General features: G+C 68.7%; 13 protein-coding genes and 2 pseudogenes. 9 read left to right on the forward strand and 6 right to left on the reverse strand.

Annotated features, from left to right (window positions below):
• From ACE3N6_RS16820 to ACE3N6_RS16850, 7 genes and pseudogenes are all read left to right on the forward strand, one after another.
• Window positions 1–245, forward strand: a pseudogene (locus ACE3N6_RS16820) (4-hydroxy-2-oxovalerate aldolase); the annotation flags it as partial.
• 55 nt (window positions 246–300) lie between these two features.
• Window positions 301–462, forward strand: a pseudogene (locus ACE3N6_RS16825) (tautomerase family protein); the annotation flags it as partial.
• Complete coding sequence (locus tag ACE3N6_RS16830) at window positions 457–687, forward strand: 2-hydroxymuconate tautomerase (RefSeq protein ID WP_374246969.1); 231 nt, start codon at window positions 457–459, stop codon at window positions 685–687. The pseudogene ACE3N6_RS16825 and the gene ACE3N6_RS16830, both read left to right, overlap by 6 nt.
• Window positions 688–782: 95 nt before the next feature.
• Window positions 783–1,739, forward strand: a complete 957-nt coding sequence (locus tag ACE3N6_RS16835) for a transporter (RefSeq protein WP_374246957.1) — start codon at window positions 783–785, stop codon at window positions 1,737–1,739.
• Between the two features lie 209 nt (window positions 1,740–1,948).
• Window positions 1,949–3,403 carry an NAD-dependent succinate-semialdehyde dehydrogenase gene (locus ACE3N6_RS16840; RefSeq protein WP_374246958.1) on the forward strand — a complete coding sequence of 485 codons (1,455 nt, stop codon included), beginning with the start codon at window positions 1,949–1,951 and terminating at the stop codon, window positions 3,401–3,403.
• A 177-nt stretch (window positions 3,404–3,580) separates the two neighbouring features.
• Window positions 3,581–4,834 carry an MFS transporter gene (locus ACE3N6_RS16845; protein ID WP_374246959.1) on the forward strand — a complete coding sequence of 418 codons (1,254 nt, stop codon included), beginning with the start codon at window positions 3,581–3,583 and terminating at the stop codon, window positions 4,832–4,834.
• Between the two features lie 64 nt (window positions 4,835–4,898).
• The gene (locus ACE3N6_RS16850) at window positions 4,899–6,080 is read left to right on the forward strand and encodes an acetylornithine transaminase (protein ID WP_374246960.1); all 1,182 of its coding nucleotides are present in this window, start codon (window positions 4,899–4,901) and stop codon (window positions 6,078–6,080) included.
• A 76-nt stretch (window positions 6,081–6,156) separates the two neighbouring features.
• Here ACE3N6_RS16850 and ACE3N6_RS16855 read toward each other — a convergent pair whose 3' ends face one another.
• Window positions 6,157–9,057: an EAL domain-containing protein gene (locus tag ACE3N6_RS16855; RefSeq protein WP_374246961.1), complete on the reverse strand. Its 2,901-nt coding sequence runs from the start codon at window positions 9,055–9,057 to the stop codon at window positions 6,157–6,159.
• A 168-nt stretch (window positions 9,058–9,225) separates the two neighbouring features.
• On the opposite strand from ACE3N6_RS16855, the gene ACE3N6_RS16860 reads away from it, so the two are divergent.
• Together ACE3N6_RS16860 and ACE3N6_RS16865 are read left to right on the forward strand one after the other, a co-directional pair.
• Window positions 9,226–9,777 carry a 3'-5' exonuclease gene (locus tag ACE3N6_RS16860; protein WP_374246962.1) on the forward strand — a complete coding sequence of 184 codons (552 nt, stop codon included), beginning with the start codon at window positions 9,226–9,228 and terminating at the stop codon, window positions 9,775–9,777.
• A gap of 63 nt (window positions 9,778–9,840) precedes the next feature.
• The gene (locus ACE3N6_RS16865) at window positions 9,841–11,505 is read left to right on the forward strand and encodes an ATP-binding protein (protein ID WP_374246963.1); all 1,665 of its coding nucleotides are present in this window, start codon (window positions 9,841–9,843) and stop codon (window positions 11,503–11,505) included.
• Window positions 11,506–11,523: 18 nt separating this feature from the next.
• On the opposite strand, the gene parC is transcribed toward ACE3N6_RS16865, so the two are convergent.
• The 5 genes from parC to ACE3N6_RS16890 form a co-directional block, all read right to left on the reverse strand.
• Complete coding sequence (parC, locus tag ACE3N6_RS16870) at window positions 11,524–13,884, reverse strand: DNA topoisomerase IV subunit A (protein WP_374246964.1); 2,361 nt, start codon at window positions 13,882–13,884, stop codon at window positions 11,524–11,526.
• 142 nt (window positions 13,885–14,026) lie between these two features.
• Window positions 14,027–14,329 (reverse strand): hypothetical protein, encoded by a 303-nt coding sequence (locus ACE3N6_RS16875; protein WP_374246965.1) that lies wholly within the window; start codon window positions 14,327–14,329, stop codon window positions 14,027–14,029.
• 44 nt (window positions 14,330–14,373) lie between these two features.
• Window positions 14,374–14,865 (reverse strand): hypothetical protein, encoded by a 492-nt coding sequence (locus ACE3N6_RS16880; protein WP_374246966.1) that lies wholly within the window; start codon window positions 14,863–14,865, stop codon window positions 14,374–14,376.
• A gap of 70 nt (window positions 14,866–14,935) precedes the next feature.
• Window positions 14,936–15,973, reverse strand: a complete 1,038-nt coding sequence (locus ACE3N6_RS16885) for a GTP-binding protein (RefSeq protein WP_374246967.1) — start codon at window positions 15,971–15,973, stop codon at window positions 14,936–14,938.
• Between the two features lie 74 nt (window positions 15,974–16,047).
• On the reverse strand, window positions 16,048–16,992 hold a 945-nt coding region (locus ACE3N6_RS16890), incomplete at its 5' end, for a tetratricopeptide repeat protein (protein ID WP_374246968.1).

A 16,992-nucleotide genomic window follows, 5' to 3' on the forward strand; every position in this document is an offset into this window, starting at 1 on the left:
CCGAAGACCTGGTCATCCCGATCATGGATTTCCCGATCCGCATCGACCGCGACGCGCTGACCCTGGGCTACGCCGGCGTGTACGGCTCCTTCCTGCTGTTCGCCAAGCGCGCCAGCGCCAAGTACGGCATCCCGGCCCGCGACATCCTGGTCGAGCTGGGCCGTCGCGGCATGGTGGGCGGTCAGGAGGACATGATCGAGGACACCGCCATCACCATGGCCAAGGCCCGCGGTCTGGCGGTCTGAACACGGGCGGGGCGCAGCGTCGCCCCGTGCCATCGCAACAGCCACGGAGAGAACCATGCCGTTTGCACAGATTCACCTGGTTGAAGGCCATTCTGCCGAGCAGCGGCGCGCGGTCATCGTGAAGGTGACCGACGCCCTGCAGAACGCCGTCGGCGCCCCCCGGCCCAATATCCGCGTCTGGCTCAAGACGCTGCCCAAGTGCGATTTCGGGATCGGCGGTGAGACGGTCGACACCCTTGACGACACCGCGCTCCCGTTCGCCCAGATCTTCCTCATCGAGGGCCGGAGCGAGGAGCAGAAGCGGGCCGTGATCGAGAGCGTCACCCAGGCCCTTGAAGACGCCGTCGGCGCCGCACGGCAGGCGATCCGGGTGTGGATTCAGGAAGTGCCCAAGACCAACTGGGGCATCGCCGGCAAGACTGCCAAGGATCTGGGGCGCTGAGCCCGGTTCCGCACCAAACCGCGCCCCACCTGCCGGGAGCGGCGCAGCACCACGCAGCAGAACAAGTCGATCAGATAACCACAAGGAGGAGAAACATGAAGAAATCACTCATCGCAGCACTTGTCGGTGGCCTGCTCATGGCCGGGGGCGTCGCCCAGGCCAAGGAGGGCGGCGACCAGTACCCGAACGGCGCCGAAAACTGGTATGCCGGCGCGCTGCCGCCGCCGGGCACCTATTTCATCAACTACTTCGGCTACTACGGCGGCACGCTGAAGGATGGTGGCGGCGACACCGTCAAGCATCCGGCCACCAACAACAAGGAAGCCCGTGTGAATGCCGTGTTCGACGCCCTCCGTGTGGTGCATGTCACCAACACCCAGGTGTTGGGCGGAAACTGGGCGATGCACGCGATCCTGCCGATTGTCAATCAGAGCATCGGCAACCTGCCGGGTACGGTGGGGTCGGCCAGCAAGTTCGGCATCGGCGACATCACCATCGACCCGTTCGTGATTACCTGGCACCACAGCCCCGAGCTGCACACCGCCTTCGGCCTGGACATCAACCTGCCCACCGGCGCCTACGACAAGAACGACCCGCGCACCAGCATCGGCGCCAACTACTACAGCTTCGAGCCGATCTACGCCGTGACCTGGCTGCCCAAGGGTGGCTGGGAAGTGTCGGCCAAGCTGATGTACAACATCAAGACCAAGAACACCGATTCCGTGTTCCTGGGCCAGCCCGGCAAGTACCAGTCCGGCGACGAGTTCCACATGGACTACCTGGTCGGCAAGCACGTGGGCGAGTGGGCTTTCGGTATCAGCGGTTATTACCTCAAGCAGCTCACCGACGACAAGTTCAACGGCACCACCGTGCCCGAGATCCCCGGCATCATCTCCGCGGGGCGCAAGGGCCAGGTCTTTGCCTTTGGCCCCAGCGTGAAGTACACCACCAAGTCCGGCACCATGTTCATCGGCCAGTGGCAGCACGAGACCATGGTGGAGAACCGCTTCCAGGGCGACAAGCTGTGGTTCAAGCTGATTACCCCGCTGTAAGCGCGGGTTGACCGAAACCCCGGAGGCGCAGGGCGCTGCGCTTCCGGGTCTGCAGTGCGAGAAGTCTGAAGCCGGTCGGGGCAACCCGACTGGCTCTTTTTTTGTCGGCACACCGGGCCTGCCGAATTGCTGCAAGAGGCGCTGGGTCTGGCGTATCCTCCGCCGACCCGGTCAGCCCTCGCCGGGCCCGGATGAGAAGGAGACCAAGCATGCTGAACCTGAAAGACCCCACCCTGCTGCGCCAGGCCTGCTACATCGACGGCGCCTGGGTGGCGGCCGACAGCGGCGAGACCCTCGCCGTGACCAACCCCGCCACCGGCGAGACCGTCGCCCGCGTGCCCCGCTGCGGCGCGGCCGAAACCGAGCGCGCCATCGCCGCCGCCGACCAGGCCCTCAAGACTTGGCGCGACACCACTGCGGCCGAGCGCGCCCGCATCCTGCGCCGCTGGTTCGACCTGCTGATGAGCCACCAGGACGACCTGGGCCGGCTGATGACCGCCGAGCAGGGCAAGCCGCTCGCCGAGGCCAAGGGCGAGATCGCCTACGCCGCGGCCTACGTGGAGTGGTTTGCCGAGGAGGCGAGACGTGCCTATGGCGAGGTGGTCCCGTCGCCCTTCAAGGATCGCCAGATCGTTGTGACCAGGGAGCCAGTGGGCGTGTGCGCGGCGATCACCCCGTGGAATTTCCCGTCGGCCATGATTACCCGCAAGGTGGCCCCGGCCCTGGCCGCGGGCTGCACCATCGTCCTCAAGCCGGCGGAGCAGACACCCCTGTCGGCCCTGGCCCTGGCCGAGCTGGCCGAGCGCGCCGGCGTGCCGGCCGGGGTGTTCAGCGTGGTGACCGGCGAAGCCAGCGCCATCGGCGGCGCGATGACCGCCAGCCCCATCGTGCGCAAGCTCACCTTCACCGGCTCCACGCCGGTGGGCAGGCTGCTGATGGCCCAGTGCGCCGGCACCGTCAAGAAGCTGTCGCTCGAGTTGGGCGGCAACGCGCCCTTCATCGTCTTCGACGACGCCGACGTGGACGCCGCGGTGGCCGGCGCCATCGCCTCCAAGTACCGCAACGCCGGTCAGACCTGCGTGTGCTCCAACCGCTTCCTGGTGCAGGACGGCATCTACGACACCTTCGCCGCCAGGCTGGCCGAAGCCGTCGCCGGCCTCAAGGTGGGCAACGGGCTGGAGGAGGGCGTCACCCAGGGCCCGCTGATCGACGATGCGGCCATCGCCAAGGTGGAGGCGCTGGTGGCCGACGCGCTGACCAAGGGCGCCCGGGCGGTGTGCGGCGGGCGGCGTCATGCCCTCGGCCGCACCTGGTACGAGCCCACCGTGCTGGCCGACGTGAGCCCCGCGATGGCGGTGGCCCGGGCGGAGATCTTCGGCCCGGTGGCGCCGCTGTTCCGCTTCACCACCGAAGCCGAGGCGATCCGGCTGGCCAACGACACCGAGTTCGGTCTGGCAGCCTATTTCTATTCGAAGGATCACGCCCGGGTGTGGCGCGTGTCGCGTCAGCTGGAGTACGGCATGGTGGGCATCAACACCGGGTTGATCTCCACCGAGGTGGCGCCCTTCGGCGGGGTGAAGCAGTCGGGCATCGGCCGCGAGGGCTCCCGCCACGGGCTCGACGAGTACCTGGAGACCAAGTACCTCGCCCTGGGCGGGCTGTAGATCGCTGCGCCATCGGTCGCCGGCAAAAAGTTGTGCGGACGGGGAACGTCGCCCGAGCCGCCCGGTCCATCGTAAGCAAGGCAAGGCGGCGGCGAGCGGGGCCAAACCCGTCTCGTCGCCGTCGGCTTTTTTGGCCGCCCTGTGGGCAGGCCGCCGCTCATTTCCGTCGACGACGCCATGACTACTCCCCCGCCGCCCGGACGCCCCTGGCCCGTCTCCATGCGCGCGCTGGCCCACCGCAACTTCCGGCGGTACTTTGCCGGGCAGGCCATCTCCATCCTCGGCTCGTGGATCCAGCAGGTGTCGCTGTCGTGGCTGGTGTATCGCCTCACCGGTTCGGCGGCGCTGCTGGGGGTGACGGCTTTCTGCGCGCTCATCCCCCAGCTCGTCGTCGGCCCCCTGGCCGGGGCCTGGATCGACAAGCAGGACAAGCGCCGCTGGCTGATCGGCGTGCAGTCGCTGCTGGCGCTGCAGGCCTTCGTGCTGGCCGCGCTCACCTGGCTGGAGCTGGTCGGCCCGACGCTGATCGTGCTGATGTCGCTGGTGCTGGGGGTGCTCAACAGCTTCGACACGCCGCTGCGCCAGTCGCTCATCGGCAGCTTCGTGGCCCGGCGGGAGGATCTGCCCAACGCGCTGGCGCTCAACGCGATGCTGTTCAACGCCGGGCGTTTCGTGGGGCCGCCCCTGGCCGGGCTGCTGCTGGGGCTCACCTCCGAGGCGCTGTGCTTCGCGATCAACGGCTTCTCGTTCCTGGCGCTGATCGTCGGGGTGACGTCGATCGAGGGGGTTGAGCCGCCGCGGGCCAAGGGCTCGGTGGGGCAGGTGTTCCGCGAAGGGGTGACCTACGCCTGGCACACCTGGCAGATGCGGATGCTGATCGTCACCCTGATCGCCCTCAACCTCACGGCGTCGGCCTACGCGGTGCTGCTGCCGGTGTTCGCCCGGGACGTGTTCGCCGGTGGGGCCACCACCCTCGGCTGGCTGTGGGGCGCGGCGGGCTGCGGGGCGTTCGCGTCGACCGTGGTGCTGGCCAACCACCGGCAGCTCCGCGCGGTGATGCGGGCGGTGGTGGCGGGCGTGGCGGTGAGCGCGGTGTCGCTGATCGCCTTTGCGCTGGCCGGCTCCTTGCCCCTGGCGCTGGCCGCGATGGTGGGGCTGGGTTTCGGGATCTCGGTGTGCAACGTGGGCATCAACATGCTGATGCAGGGGATGGCGCCGGAGAAGCTGCGCGGCCGGGTGGTGTCCTTCTTCACCTCGGCCCGCTTCGGTTTCGATGCGCTGGGCGGCCTGCTGGCGGGCTTCATCGCCGGCGCCATCGGGGCGGGCCACACCCTGCTGTGGGAGGGCGCGGCGCTGGCGGCGTTCGTCGTCTTCCTCCTCAGCCGCAGCCGACGGCTGGTGAGCCTTGCGTCCGAACGCCCCGCGGGCTGATCGGAACACATGATCTTCACCGTCGGCCGGTATACTCTACAACTCATGAATTTTGGAGCCACCCATGCGCTACGGAGAGTTTGACACCGCTTCCCTCATGTACATCACCAACCGCCCCGATCTCGTGTTCGAGCGCGGCGAAGGGGCGTGGCTGTACGACCACAACGGCAAGCGCTACCTCGATTTCATCCAGGGCTGGGCCGTCAACTGCCTGGGCCACTGCCCGCCCGAGATCACCGACGCGCTGGTGAAGCAGGCCGGCACGCTGCTCAACCCCAGCCCGGCTTTCTACAACGGCCCGATGGTGGAACTCGCCGGTCTGCTCACCGCCAACTCGGTGTTCGACCGGGTGTTCTTCGCCAACACCGGCGCCGAGGCCAACGAAGGCGCGATCAAGCTGGCCCGCAAGTGGGGCAAGCTGCACCGTAACGGCGCCTACGAGATCATCACCTTCGACCATTCCTTCCACGGCCGCACCCTGGCCACCATGTCGGCGTCGGGCAAGGCCGGCTGGGATGTGATGTACGCGCCGCAGGTGCCGGGTTTCCCGAAGGCCGACCTGAACGACATCGCGTCGGTCGAGGCCCTCATCACCGACAAGACCGTCGCCGTGATGCTGGAGCCGGTGCAGGGGGAGGGCGGCGTGATTCCCGCGTCGCCCGAGTTCATGCAGGCCCTGCGCAAGCTCACCCGCGAGCGCGGCATCCTGCTGATCGTCGATGAGGTGCAGGCCGGCATGGGCCGCACCGGCACCCTTTTTGCCTACGAGCAGTCGGGCATCGAGCCGGACATCATGACCCTCGGCAAGGGCATCGGCGGCGGCGTGCCGCTGGCCGCGCTGCTCGCCACCGAATCGGTCGCCTGCTTCGAACCGGGCGAGCAGGGTGGCACCTACAACGGCAACCCGCTGATGACGGCGGTGGGCGTGGCGGTGCTGCGCAAGCTGCTGTCGCCGGGCTTCATGGAGTCGGTGCGGGCCCGCGGCGAGTACCTGAAGAAGGGCCTGCTGGCACTGTCAGAGAAGCACGGCCTGAAGGGCGAGCGGGGCAGCGGCCTGCTGCGCGCGCTGATCCTCGACGACGACCGCGGCCCGGCCATCGTGAAAGCGGCGCTGGAGATGGACCCGCAGGGCCTGCTGCTCAACGCCCCGCGTCCCAACCTGCTGCGCTTCATGCCGGCGCTGAACGTGAGCGAAGGGGAGATCGATCAGCTGATCGAGGCCCTCGACGTGCTGCTGAAGAAGTAAGCCAGCCCTTTCCCGGGCTGCAAGATGGCGCCGCAAGCCGGCGCCATTTTTTTGTCCGGATCGGGCAGGCGTGTGGCTAGACCGCGGCCAGCGCGGCGTCGGCGGCGATCAGCGCGCCCATCTGGGCGGCCGGCACCGGGCGCGAGAAGTGGTAGCCCTGACCCACGCTGCAGCCCAGCTCGTCGAGGATCGCGCACTGCTCGGCCGACTCGATGCCCTCGGCGATGGTGAGCAGCGACATGTCCCGGGCGATGCTGATGATGGCGCGGATGAGGGTGACGTCGTCCGGGTTACGGTGAAGCTCGGACACGAAGGAGCGGTCGATCTTGAGGACGTCGAAGGGGAAGTTGCGCAGGTAGGACAGGCTCGCGTAGCCGGTGCCGAAGTCGTCGAGGGACAGCATGATGCCCAGCTCGACCAGGCCTTCGAGGGTGTGGCGGATGCGCTCGTCGTGATCCAGCAGCACGCTCTCGGTCACCTCGATCTCCAGCCGCTCGGTGCTCAGGCCGTGGCGGGCGAGGGTGCTCTGCACGTAGCCCACGAACTCGGGCTGGCGGAGCTGGGGTACGGCCACGTTCACCGCCAGACGGATCGGGGCGGCGCCCTGGGCGTCCCACTCGGCGAGCTGCCGGCAGGCTTCGTCCAGCACCCAGGCGCCGATGGGCACGATGAGGCCGGTGTCCTCGGCGATGGGGATGAAGCGGTCCGGCGGAATCAGAGCCTCGCCCTGGGGCTGCCAGCGCAGCAGCACCTCGCAGCCCACGATGCGACGGCTGGCCAGATCGACCTGCGGCTGGTAGTGGAGCACCAGCTCCTTGCGGGCCAGGGCCCGGCGCAGTCCGTTCTCGAGCTGCAGGCGGTTGGTGGCCCACTGGTTGAAGTCGGCGGTGAAGAACTGGAAGTTGTTCCGGCCCACGTCCTTGGCGTGGTACATCGCCGCGTCGGCGTTCTTGACCAGGGTCTCGGCGTCGGCACCGTTGTCGGGGAACAGGGCCACGCCGATGCTGGGGGTGATGCGGAAATCCTGCCCCCGCACCAGGTAGGGTTCGCCCAGCGCCTCGCTGATCTTGCGGATCACCGGCAGGGCGTTGGCGGGCTGGTCGAGGGCTGGCAGCACCACCGCGAACTCGTCGCCCCCCAGCCGGCTCACGGTGTCGCTCTGGCGCACCAGGCCACGCAGCCGGGCAGCCACCTCCTGGAGAATCTCGTCGCCGGTGGCGTGGCCCAGGGAGTCATTCACCGTCTTGAAGCGGTCCATGTCGATCACCAGCACCGCCACGCGTCGCCGCTCCCGCTCGGCGATGGCGATGGCCTGGGTCAGCCGGTCGTTGAGCAGGGCCCGGTTGGGCAGGCGGGTGAGCAGGTCGAACTCCAGCAACTGGCGGATCCGGTCTTCCGCCTCCTTGCGCTCCGACACGTCGAGGAAGGTGCCGATGTAATGCAGCACCTCGCCGTTGCCGTTGCGCACCGTCGACACGGTGAGTTGGGAGGGGAACACCGTGCCGTCGCGCTTGCGGTTCCAGATCTCGCCGCTCCAGGTGCCAGTGCTGAGGATGGCCTGCCACATCTGGCGAAAGAAGGCCTTGTCGTGGCGATTGGAGGCAAAGCGGCTGGGCAGCTGGCCCACCACCTCGTCGATGCCGTAGCCGGTGGTCTCGCAGAAGCAGGGGTTGGCCGCCAGGATGCGGGTCTCGGGATCGGTGACGAGGATGCCCTCGCGGCTCGTCTCGAACACCCGGGCCGACAGGTGGAGGGCTTCGGCCTGACGCTCCAGGGTCTTGGCGTGGGCGTCGATGCGCCGGGTGTAGGCCCGCAGCTGCCGGCTCATCCAGCGGGAGAACAGGTAGGACGCGGCGATGGCCAGTAGCAGCACCATGCCCGCCGCCAGGGCCACCAGGGGCAGGCGGCTCGTCGCCGATTCGATGATCGCCGTGCGTTCGGCCGCGATGGCGGGCTCCATCTCCTGCTCGAACACCGAGGCCACCACCGCGATGTTCCAGGGGCGGTAGACCTGTACCAGCGAGGTGCGGGTGCCCATTTCGCCCGGGGCATCGTGCCCGGTGCCAGGGGCGTGCCGGCTCCACAGATACTCGGTAAAGCCACCGCCCTTCTTGCCCAGGGCCAGCAGTTCGCCCCGGCGCTTCTTCATCTCGTCGGTGCCGACGCTCAGGTAGTGCTTGCCTTCATGTTCGGGCCACTGGGTCTGGAGCAGGATCGTGCCGTCCAGCCCGAGCACCGCGAAGCGGCCGGTGTCGCCGAACTTCCACGCCCGCAGGCGTTCGAGCCCTTCGCGCAGCCGCATCTGGTGCCAGCGGTGGAGGTAGTCGCCGGTGCCGATGATCCAGTCGTAGGGCTCGAAGCGGGCCACGTAGGCGAGCTTGTCGGCCATCTGCCCGGGCGAGTCGGGCGCATACCAGCGGTAGGACGAAAACCCCGCACCCTTGCCGTCCGCCACCGCCTTGACCAGCCCGCGCATGATGTAGTGACCGGTGTCGTCCCGGTTGTCCCACAGGGAAGTGCCCTCCCGCGCGGGGGCGATGGGCAGCAGCACGCAGCGGCCATCCATGTCGTCGATGAAGAAATAGCCGCCGCCATCGAAGAAGCGCTGGGGCCGGAGGGCCTCGACGATGAGGCGCTTCACCTCGGCCGCCGGGCGGTGGCGATGTTCCCGGTCGTAGATGGCCTGGGCCGTCTGCAGGGCCATCGTCACCCGCTCGCGCAGGGCCGCCTTGAGGGTGGTCTCGGTGAGGGAGTGGGCGAAATCCAGATAGCCGATGGCCGCCGACATCTCGGAACTGAGGCGCTCCTGCTTCTTGGTGGCAAAGCTCTGCTCCAGGCGGTCGAACAGCCGCCGGTGCTCGGTGAGGCCGATGAACAGGAAGCCGATACCCAGGGCAAGCGCCATGGCGACCACGACGATCAGCGTGCCGGCAAGATGCAGGCGGGGCAGATTTCGGTCGGTGACGCGGATTCTCATGAAGGCTCTGGGCTGGGGGATCGATTATTGTCGGAGGCGAGCGGATGCCGCCCATCCGATGGCGCAGCCTCTTTTAACGGCCGGCGAGGTTGGGGCTAAAGTGAAGGGGTGTGGAATATTCAACACGGGGCGCTCGATCCGCGGGCGGCGCCCGGGCGGGAGGGCCGCATGTCCGAGGTGTACGTGAGTGTCGATATCGAGACCGATGGCCCGATGCCGGGCCGGCACTCGATCCTGAGCCTGGGGGCGGCAGCCTTCACCCGCGAGGGGGGCGAGATCAGCCGCTTCTCGGTCAATCTCGAGGCGCTGCCGGGCCTCGCGCCGGACCCACGGACGATGGCCTGGTGGGCGACCCAGCCGGCGGCCTGGTCTGCCTGCCGTCGCGCGCCCGAGCCACCCGATGTGGGCATGGGGCGCTTCGTGGCGTGGCTGCGGGATTTACCTGGGCGCCCGGTGTTCGTGGCTTACCCGGCGGCCTTCGACTTTCCCTTCGTGCTGCACTACCTTGCCGAATTCGTGGGTGAAAATCCCTTCGGCTATGCCGTAATTGACATCAGGACGTACGCCATGGCGCTGCTGCGCCGACCCTACCGGGCCAGCGGCAGGTCGGCCATGCCCGCGGCCTGGAGCCCGCCCGAGCCCCACACCCACGTCGCCCTGGATGACGCAGTCGAGCAGGGGCGGCTGTTCTGCAATATGCTGAGAGCGTCTCACGGCTGAACACCGGAAGAGTGTCGGCCGACTTGCCCCAATCGAAGATCGACAGAATTAACGCGCCCCCCTATGTCACTCGCCAACCGAATCGAACGCCGTCGTCTTCTCCTGCCCATCGTTGCCCTGATGGTGTTCCCCATCCTGCTGGTGTGGGGCGCGGTGGTGTACAAATCCCAGAGCGAGGAGGAGATGGTCATCAAGGCCGTCTACACCGAGAACCTCAACCTCGCCCGGGCCTTCGAGGAGCACACCATCCGCACGATCAAGAGCGTCGATCAGGCGGTGCTGTTCCTGAAGTTCCAGTACGAGCGCTACGGCGACAAGGTGAACATCGCCGACTACGTGCGCGAGGGGATGATCATCAGCACCATCTTCAACCAGCTCGGGGTGATCGACGAGAACGGCATCTACATCCTGAGCAACCTGCCCAACCACAAGCGGGTGGATCTGTCCGACCGGGAACACTTCCGGGTACACAAGGAGCGCGACACCGACGAGCTGTTCATCAGCAAGCCGATCCTCGGGCGCGCCTCGGGCAAGTGGTCGATCCAGCTCACCCGGCGCATCAACAAGCCGGACGGCAGCTTCGGTGGCGTGGTGGTGATCTCGGTCGACCCGTTCTATTTCTCGGCCTTCTACCGCAGCGTGGATCTGGGGGAGCGGGGAGTGGTGTCGCTGATCGGGCTGGACGGCATCACCCGGGCCCGGCGCGCCGGCGACGACATGACCATCGGCCAGGATCTGTCCCAGAGCGCCTTCATGCGCGGCATCCGCGAGAAACCGGTGGGCACCCTGCGCACGGTGAGCACCTCGGACGGGGTGAGCCGGCTGTACAGCTACCGTACCCTCACCGAGTACCCGCTGATCGTCGGGGTGGGGGTGGCGGAGGACGTCGCGCTGGCCGAGTTCCGGGCCCGCCGGGCCGGCTACCTGGGGTACGCCTTCGCCACGACGGTGATCGTGCTGCTGCTCGGGTTCATCGCCCTGCGCCTGCTGGATCGCCAGTACCGCATCACCGCCGAGCTGCGGGAGAGCCAGATCAAGGCCGAATCGGCCAACCGGATGAAGTCGGAGTTCCTGGCGTCCATGTCCCACGAGCTGCGCACGCCCCTCAACGGCATCATGGGCTACGCCGAGCTGCTGCGGGAATCGGGCACCGGCGAGAACCGGGAGTTCGCCGAGGTGATCTTCGAGAGCAGCGAGCACCTGCTCGACCTGGTCAACTCCATCCTCGACCTCGCCAAGATCGAATCCGGCAAGATGGAGCTGTCGATGCGCACCGAGCCCCTGCGGGCGCTGATCGACAAGACCGTCCGCAACTACCACCCGCCGGCCCACAAGAAGGGCCTGGAGCTTCACGTGGCGCTGGCGCCCGATCTGCCCGAGACCTTCGTCTGCGACGCGACCCGGGTGGTGCAGGTGCTCAACAACCTGCTCAGCAACGCCATCAAGTTCACCGACCGGGGGCACATCGACGTCCGGGTGACCCGGGCCGGCGACCGGCTGGAGATTGCCGTGGCCGACACCGGCTGCGGCATTGCAGCGGAGATGCTGCCCCACGTCTTCGAGCGCTTCAGCCAGGCCGACAACTTCCTCACCCGACGCCACCAGGGCACCGGGCTGGGGCTTGCGCTGGTCAGGGAGCTGGCCGAGTTGATGGGCGGCTCGGTGACTGTCCGCTCGGAGGTGGACAAGGGCACCGAGTTCGTCGTGCGCCTGCCCCTGGCCGCCTGAGCGGCGGGGCAGGGCGGCTTAGTCGCCGCGCAGGCCGTTCGACTGGGAGCGTCCCGGCGCGGGCTTGCCCTTTCTGGCGCGCTTGCCCAGCCAGGGCTCCCAATCCTTCGGGCCGACCGCCAGCTCCACCGCCTTGCCGCCCCGGGTGGCCGCCAGCAGGGTGAGCCCGTTGGTGGCCACGCAGGTGGCCGCCAGGGTTTCGCCCTCGTCCAGCGCCATGATGATGACGCCGCGCCCGCCGCCGGAGAGTTCCTTCATCTGATCCAGCGGGAACACCAGCAGCTTGCCACCGGACGACAGGGCCGCCAGATGCTGGTTGTCGGCACCGTCGAAGAGCACCGGGGCGAGCAGCTTGCCGCCCGCATCCACCGACACGAACTGCTTGCCGGCGCGCTTGGTGGCGGTCATGTCGCCAAGCTTGCACAGGAAGCCGTAGCCATCCGCGCTCGCCAGCAGCACCCGCTTGTCCACCGGGCCGGCGAGCACATGGGCGATCTTGGCGCCGCTGGGCAGCTCGACGAAGGACGCCAGCGGCGCCCCGTTGCCGCGCCCGTCGGGCAGCGTGGAGACCGCCACGGTGAGGGCGCGGCCCCCGTCGGTGATGGCGATCAGCGCATCCACGCTGCGGCACTCGAAGGCCGAACCCAGGCGGTCACCGTCCTTGAAGGCCACGTTGGCCAGATCGACCCCGTGGCCGTTGCGGCAGCGCACCCAGCCCTTCTCGGAGACGATCACGGTCACCGGCTCGTCCACCACCGTTTGCGTGACGCCGGCGCGGGCGGCTTCTTCCACCAGGGTGCGGCGGGCGTCGCCGAATTTGGCAGCGTCGGCCTTGATCTCCTTCACCACCAGCCGGCGCAGCTTGCCCTCGTCGCCCAGCAGGGCTTCGAGTTCGGTCTTCTCGCCGCGCAGTTCAAGCAGCTCGCGCTCGATCTTGATGCCTTCGAGGCGGGCCAGCTGGCGCAGGCGGATTTCCAGGATGTCCTCGGCCTGCCGGTCACTCAGGTCGAAGCGGGCGATCAGCGCCACCTTCGGGTCGTCCGACTCGCGGATGATGCGGATCACCTCGTCGATGTTCAGGAAGACGATGTGGCGGCCTTCGAGGATGTGGATGCGGTCGTTCACCTGGCCCAGGCGGTGGGCGGTGCGGCGGCGCACCGTGCCGATGCGGAAGCGACCCCATTCGTGGAGGATGTCGGCGAGGCTCTTCTGGGCTGGCCGGCCATCCAGGCCGATCATCACCAGGTTGATCGAGGCGGAGGTCTCGAGGCTGGTGTGGGACAGCAGCAGGTTGGCGAACTCGGCCACGTCCTGGTTGCGGCTCTTGGGTTCGAACACCAGCCGCACCGGCGCGTCCTTGCCCGATTCGTCGCGCACCCGGTCCAGCGCGCCGAGCATCAGGGCCTTGAGCTGGGCCTGATCCGCGTCGATGGACTTCTTGCCCGTTTTGGGTTGCGGGTTGGTGAGGGTTTCGATCTCGAACAGCACCTTCTGGGCCGACACGCCCGGCGGCAGCTCGGTGACCACCAGCTGCCACTGGCCGCGGGCCAGATCCTCGATCACCCAGCGGGCGCGCAGCTTGAGGCTGCCGCGGCCGGTTTCATAGGCGGCGCGGATGTCGGCTGCCGGCGAGATGATCTGCCCGCCGCCGGGGAAATCCGGCCCCTTGATGTGGGTCATCAGGTCGACGACCGTCGCTTCCGGGTGCTCGATGGCGTGGATGGCGGCGTCGGCTACCTCGCGCAGGTTGTGGGACGGGATCTCGGTGGCCATGCCCACCGCGATGCCCGAGGCGCCGTTGAGCAGCACGAAGGGCAGGCGGGCCGGCAGGAGCTGGGGTTCTTCAAAGGCGCCGTCGTAGTTGGGGCGGAAATCCACCGTGCCCCGGTCGATCTCGGAGAGCAGCAGCTCGGCGATGGGCGTGAGGCGGCATTCGGTGTAGCGCATCGCCGCGGCGGAGTCGCCATCCCGCGAGCCGAAGTTGCCCTGACCATCCACCAGCGGGTAGCGCAGCGAGAAATCCTGGGCCACCCGGACCATCGCGTCGTACACGCTCGAATCGCCATGGGGGTGGTACTTGCCGATCACGTCGCCCACCACCCGGGCCGACTTGACGTGCTTGGACCCCGGCGCGAGGCGCATCTCGTTCATCGAGAACAGGATGCGGCGCTGCACCGGCTTGAGGCCGTCCTCCACCTGGGGCAGGGCGCGGGATTTGACCACGCTCATCGCGTAGGCCAGGTAGGCGCGTTCGGCGTAGAGGTCGAGGGGCAGGGCGTCGTCGCTGCCCAGCAGCGGGGTGACGGGCGGCGCGGGCGGCTCACCGCCATCGGCGGGGGCGCCGGGGGGGGCGTCGAAGAGGTCCGGGGTGTCGTTCATGGTGCGGTGCTTGCGGCTGGCGGCCAGGGGTCGCCGGGGTTGCGGGCGCCCGGGGGGGCGCGACGAAGGCCGCAAAAATACCACAGGCTCCGCCGGTTCAAGCCGCCGAAAAGCGGCCCGGCTGCGCTTTTCGTGCGGGAACTCAGGCGGGCACGGCGGCGGGCGACAGGGCGGCGGCCAGCGCGCTCACCGCCGGCCAGCCCAGCGGGTAGCCCCCGGCGGGCGTCTCCACCAGCAGGCCGTCGGCCTGCACCTGGGCCACGAAGAGCGCGTCGCTGGCGATGGGGCTCATGAACAGCTCGGTTTCGGCGCTGCGGCCGTCCCGCACCGCAAACATCGCCAGGGCCAGGGTGTGGGCCTCGATGGGCGTGAGGCGCACCGCCAGCGCGTCGCCCAGGCGCAGCACCCGCAGCCGGCCGAGGGCGCGGTGTGTCGTGTCCGTCACGCTGAAGGGTGGATTGTCGGGTTTGCCACCCGCTGCGGCGCCGCTCATATGGCCTCCCGGTGGGCGAGGAGGGCGGCCACCACCGACCCGCCCACGCCGTCCTCCGGGTCCAGTTCGGCCAGCTTGGCGAGCGCCCGGGCAGAGGTGTCCTCGTTGCCCCGGCGCAGCTCGATGAAGGCCAGCGCCTTCAGGAACTGGAGCAGAAAGCGCCCGGGCTGCTCCGGCGCCGCCGCCCGCTGGGCGGGCGTCCAGGCCTGCCAGTCGCGGCTTACGGCGCACTGGGCCGCCGCCTGGGCAAGGCCGGCCTGGGCCGTTTCGTAGGCGGAATCGAAATCCCGCAGCTTGTTCTGCAGCTTGAACAGGCAGCGGTAGGAGGGCAGCACCTCCGGCGCCGTCTCGATGGCGGTACGAAAGCAGGCCCGGGCACGGGCCGGGTCGCTGGCGTGGGTGGCAACGCCCTGCTGCAGCAGGGCGTTCACGGGGGGCGGCAGATCGCCGAAATCGACGAGGTCTTCGCTGAGGCTGGTCTGAACCACGGGGCGCTCCGGGAAATGGGGTTTCCCGGAGCCTAAGCAAGTATGGGGCCAGCATTCCGGCCCCGGCGGATCAGCGGCAGGCGAGGCGGAAGGCGACGCCGATGGCGGCTTCGTCCAGGCGCCGCCCGATCACCACGATGGTGCTCTCACGGGCTTCGCCGGCGGCCCAGTTGCGCCCGTAATCGAAGCCGGTGATGCGATGCACGCCCTGGAACACCAGCCGGCGGTCCTCGCCCCGCACCGCCAGCACGCCCTTGTAGCGCAGCATGTCGTTGCCGTGGCGCAGGAGCAGATCCTCGACAAAGCTGCCCATCAGGCCCACGTCCACCTCCCCGGCGTGGTGCAGCACCATCGACGCGACGTCGTCATCGTGGCGCACGAAGGCCCGGTGGCTGCCGCCGCCGCGGGAGAGGCCCGCGGGGGCCGCGTCGGTCAGGAAGGCCGGGATCTGGGCCAGCACGTCGGTCAGCACGAAGGCGTCCAGCGCAAACAGCGCGGCCACCTCCGCGTCGGCCACCGGCACCGGCCCAACGGGCGCGCGGGCGTTGATGCGGACGAGGCGATCCTGCAGCGCGGCGAGGGCGTCGGCATCCACACCATCGGTCTTGGTGAGGAGCACCCGGTCGGCAAACCCGATCTGGGCGGCGGCGACGCGGTTCTCGTCGAGCTGCCGCCCGGCGTGGATCGCATCGACCACCGTGAGGATGCCGTCCAGCTCGTAGCGGTCGCGCACGCCCTCATCCACAAAGAAAGCCTGGGCCACCGGCGCCGGGTCGGCGAGGCCGGTGGTCTCGAGCACCAGGTGGTCGAAATCCAGCTCGCCCCGGTCGCGCCGGTCGGCCAGATCGGCCAGCGCCACCGACAGCTCGCCCCGCACGCTGCAGCAGATGCAGCCGTCGGTCAGCTCCACCACCTCCACCGCCGGCGACCCCGCGATCAGCCCACCGTCGATGCCCACCGCGCCGAACTCGTTCTCCAGCACCGCCACGCGGCGGCTGGGCTGGGTGGCGAGGTAACGGTTGAGCAGGGTGGTCTTGCCGGCGCCGAGAAAGCCCGTGAGGATCGTCGCGCGGATCGGCGGGCGGGGGAGGGCGAGGGGGTTGGTCATGGGGGCACGCGGCAAAGTCAAAAACGGCCGGCAGCTTGCCACAGCCGCGCGCAGGCGGGGCAAACGTCTGCCACCTAATTCCCCAGCACCAGCGGGTCGCCGTCGCCAAAGCGTTGTCGAGCCTGGGCCAGGGCTTGTTGCAGGGCCCCCCAGGGGTCGGCTGCGACGGCGGCCATCAGCTCTGCCGGCAGATCGGCTTCGAGTTGCTGCCAGAGTTCAGCCATTGCGGCCTGCTGTTCCGCGTCGCCCAGCTGCCCCAGCACCGCCCGATACAAGGCCACACACGCCACAAGACCCACGATGTCCTGGGCCTGCTGGAACAAGCCCAGCAAGGCCTGCAGGGTGATCGACTGCCCGAAGTGGTCGCCGATCTCCCGACCCAGCGCAAGGGAGGCCCCGGCCAGCAGCAGGGCGCGGTCGGTTTCCCCCAGGGCCATGGCAGCCCTCACCGCATAGCCGAGCGCCGCCTGTTGTCCCAGCTTGCTGTCGATCTGCCCATGCAGCGCCAGCGTGGCAACAAACTGGCGGAAGGCCCCCGCCGCATCCTGCCCGCCCAGCGCCTGCAAGCCCAGCCCCTGGAGGGTGTTGGCCTCGCCGAGTCGATCCTCGACGGCGCGGTAGAGATCGAGGGCCTTTTGATAGGCTTGGCGGGCGTCGTCGAGGCGATCGTTTCGCCGGTGGAGGTCGCCGAGGGCTCTGAGGGTGTTGGCCTCGCCGAGTCGATCCTCGACGGCGCGGTAGAGATCGAGGGCCTTTTGATAGGCTTGGCGGGCGTCGTCGAGGCGCGCGTTTCGCCGGTGGAGGTCGCCTAGGGCTTTCAGGGTGTTGGCCTCGCCGAGTCGATCCTCGACGGCGCGGTAGAGATCGAGGGCCTTTTGATAGGCTTGGCGGGCGTCGTCGAGGCGCGCGTTTCGCAGGTGGAGGTCGCCGAGGGCTTTCAGGGTGTTGGCCTCGCCGAGTCGAGCGTCGACGGCGCGGTAGAGTTCGAGGGCCTTTTGATAGGCTTGGCGGGCGTCGTC

Origin of the sequence: Zoogloea sp., assembly GCF_041904905.1 — a bacterium.
Taxonomy (GTDB): domain Bacteria; phylum Pseudomonadota; class Gammaproteobacteria; order Burkholderiales; family Rhodocyclaceae; genus Zoogloea.

Coding starts and splice junctions, on each gene's coding strand:
- ACE3N6_RS16865 (WP_374246963.1), top strand. CDS start 9,841: ATGTCACTCGCCAACCGAATCGAACGCCGTCGTCTTCTCCTGCCCATC.
- ACE3N6_RS16835 (WP_374246957.1), top strand. CDS start 783: ATGAAGAAATCACTCATCGCAGCACTTGTCGGTGGCCTGCTCATGGCC.
- ACE3N6_RS16885 (WP_374246967.1), bottom strand. CDS start 15,973: ATGACCAACCCCCTCGCCCTCCCCCGCCCGCCGATCCGCGCGACGATC.
- ACE3N6_RS16860 (WP_374246962.1), top strand. CDS start 9,226: ATGTCCGAGGTGTACGTGAGTGTCGATATCGAGACCGATGGCCCGATG.
- ACE3N6_RS16840 (WP_374246958.1), top strand. CDS start 1,949: ATGCTGAACCTGAAAGACCCCACCCTGCTGCGCCAGGCCTGCTACATC.
- ACE3N6_RS16845 (WP_374246959.1), top strand. CDS start 3,581: ATGACTACTCCCCCGCCGCCCGGACGCCCCTGGCCCGTCTCCATGCGC.
- parC (WP_374246964.1), bottom strand. CDS start 13,884: ATGAACGACACCCCGGACCTCTTCGACGCCCCCCCCGGCGCCCCCGCC.
- ACE3N6_RS16855 (WP_374246961.1), bottom strand. CDS start 9,057: ATGAGAATCCGCGTCACCGACCGAAATCTGCCCCGCCTGCATCTTGCC.
- ACE3N6_RS16850 (WP_374246960.1), top strand. CDS start 4,899: ATGCGCTACGGAGAGTTTGACACCGCTTCCCTCATGTACATCACCAAC.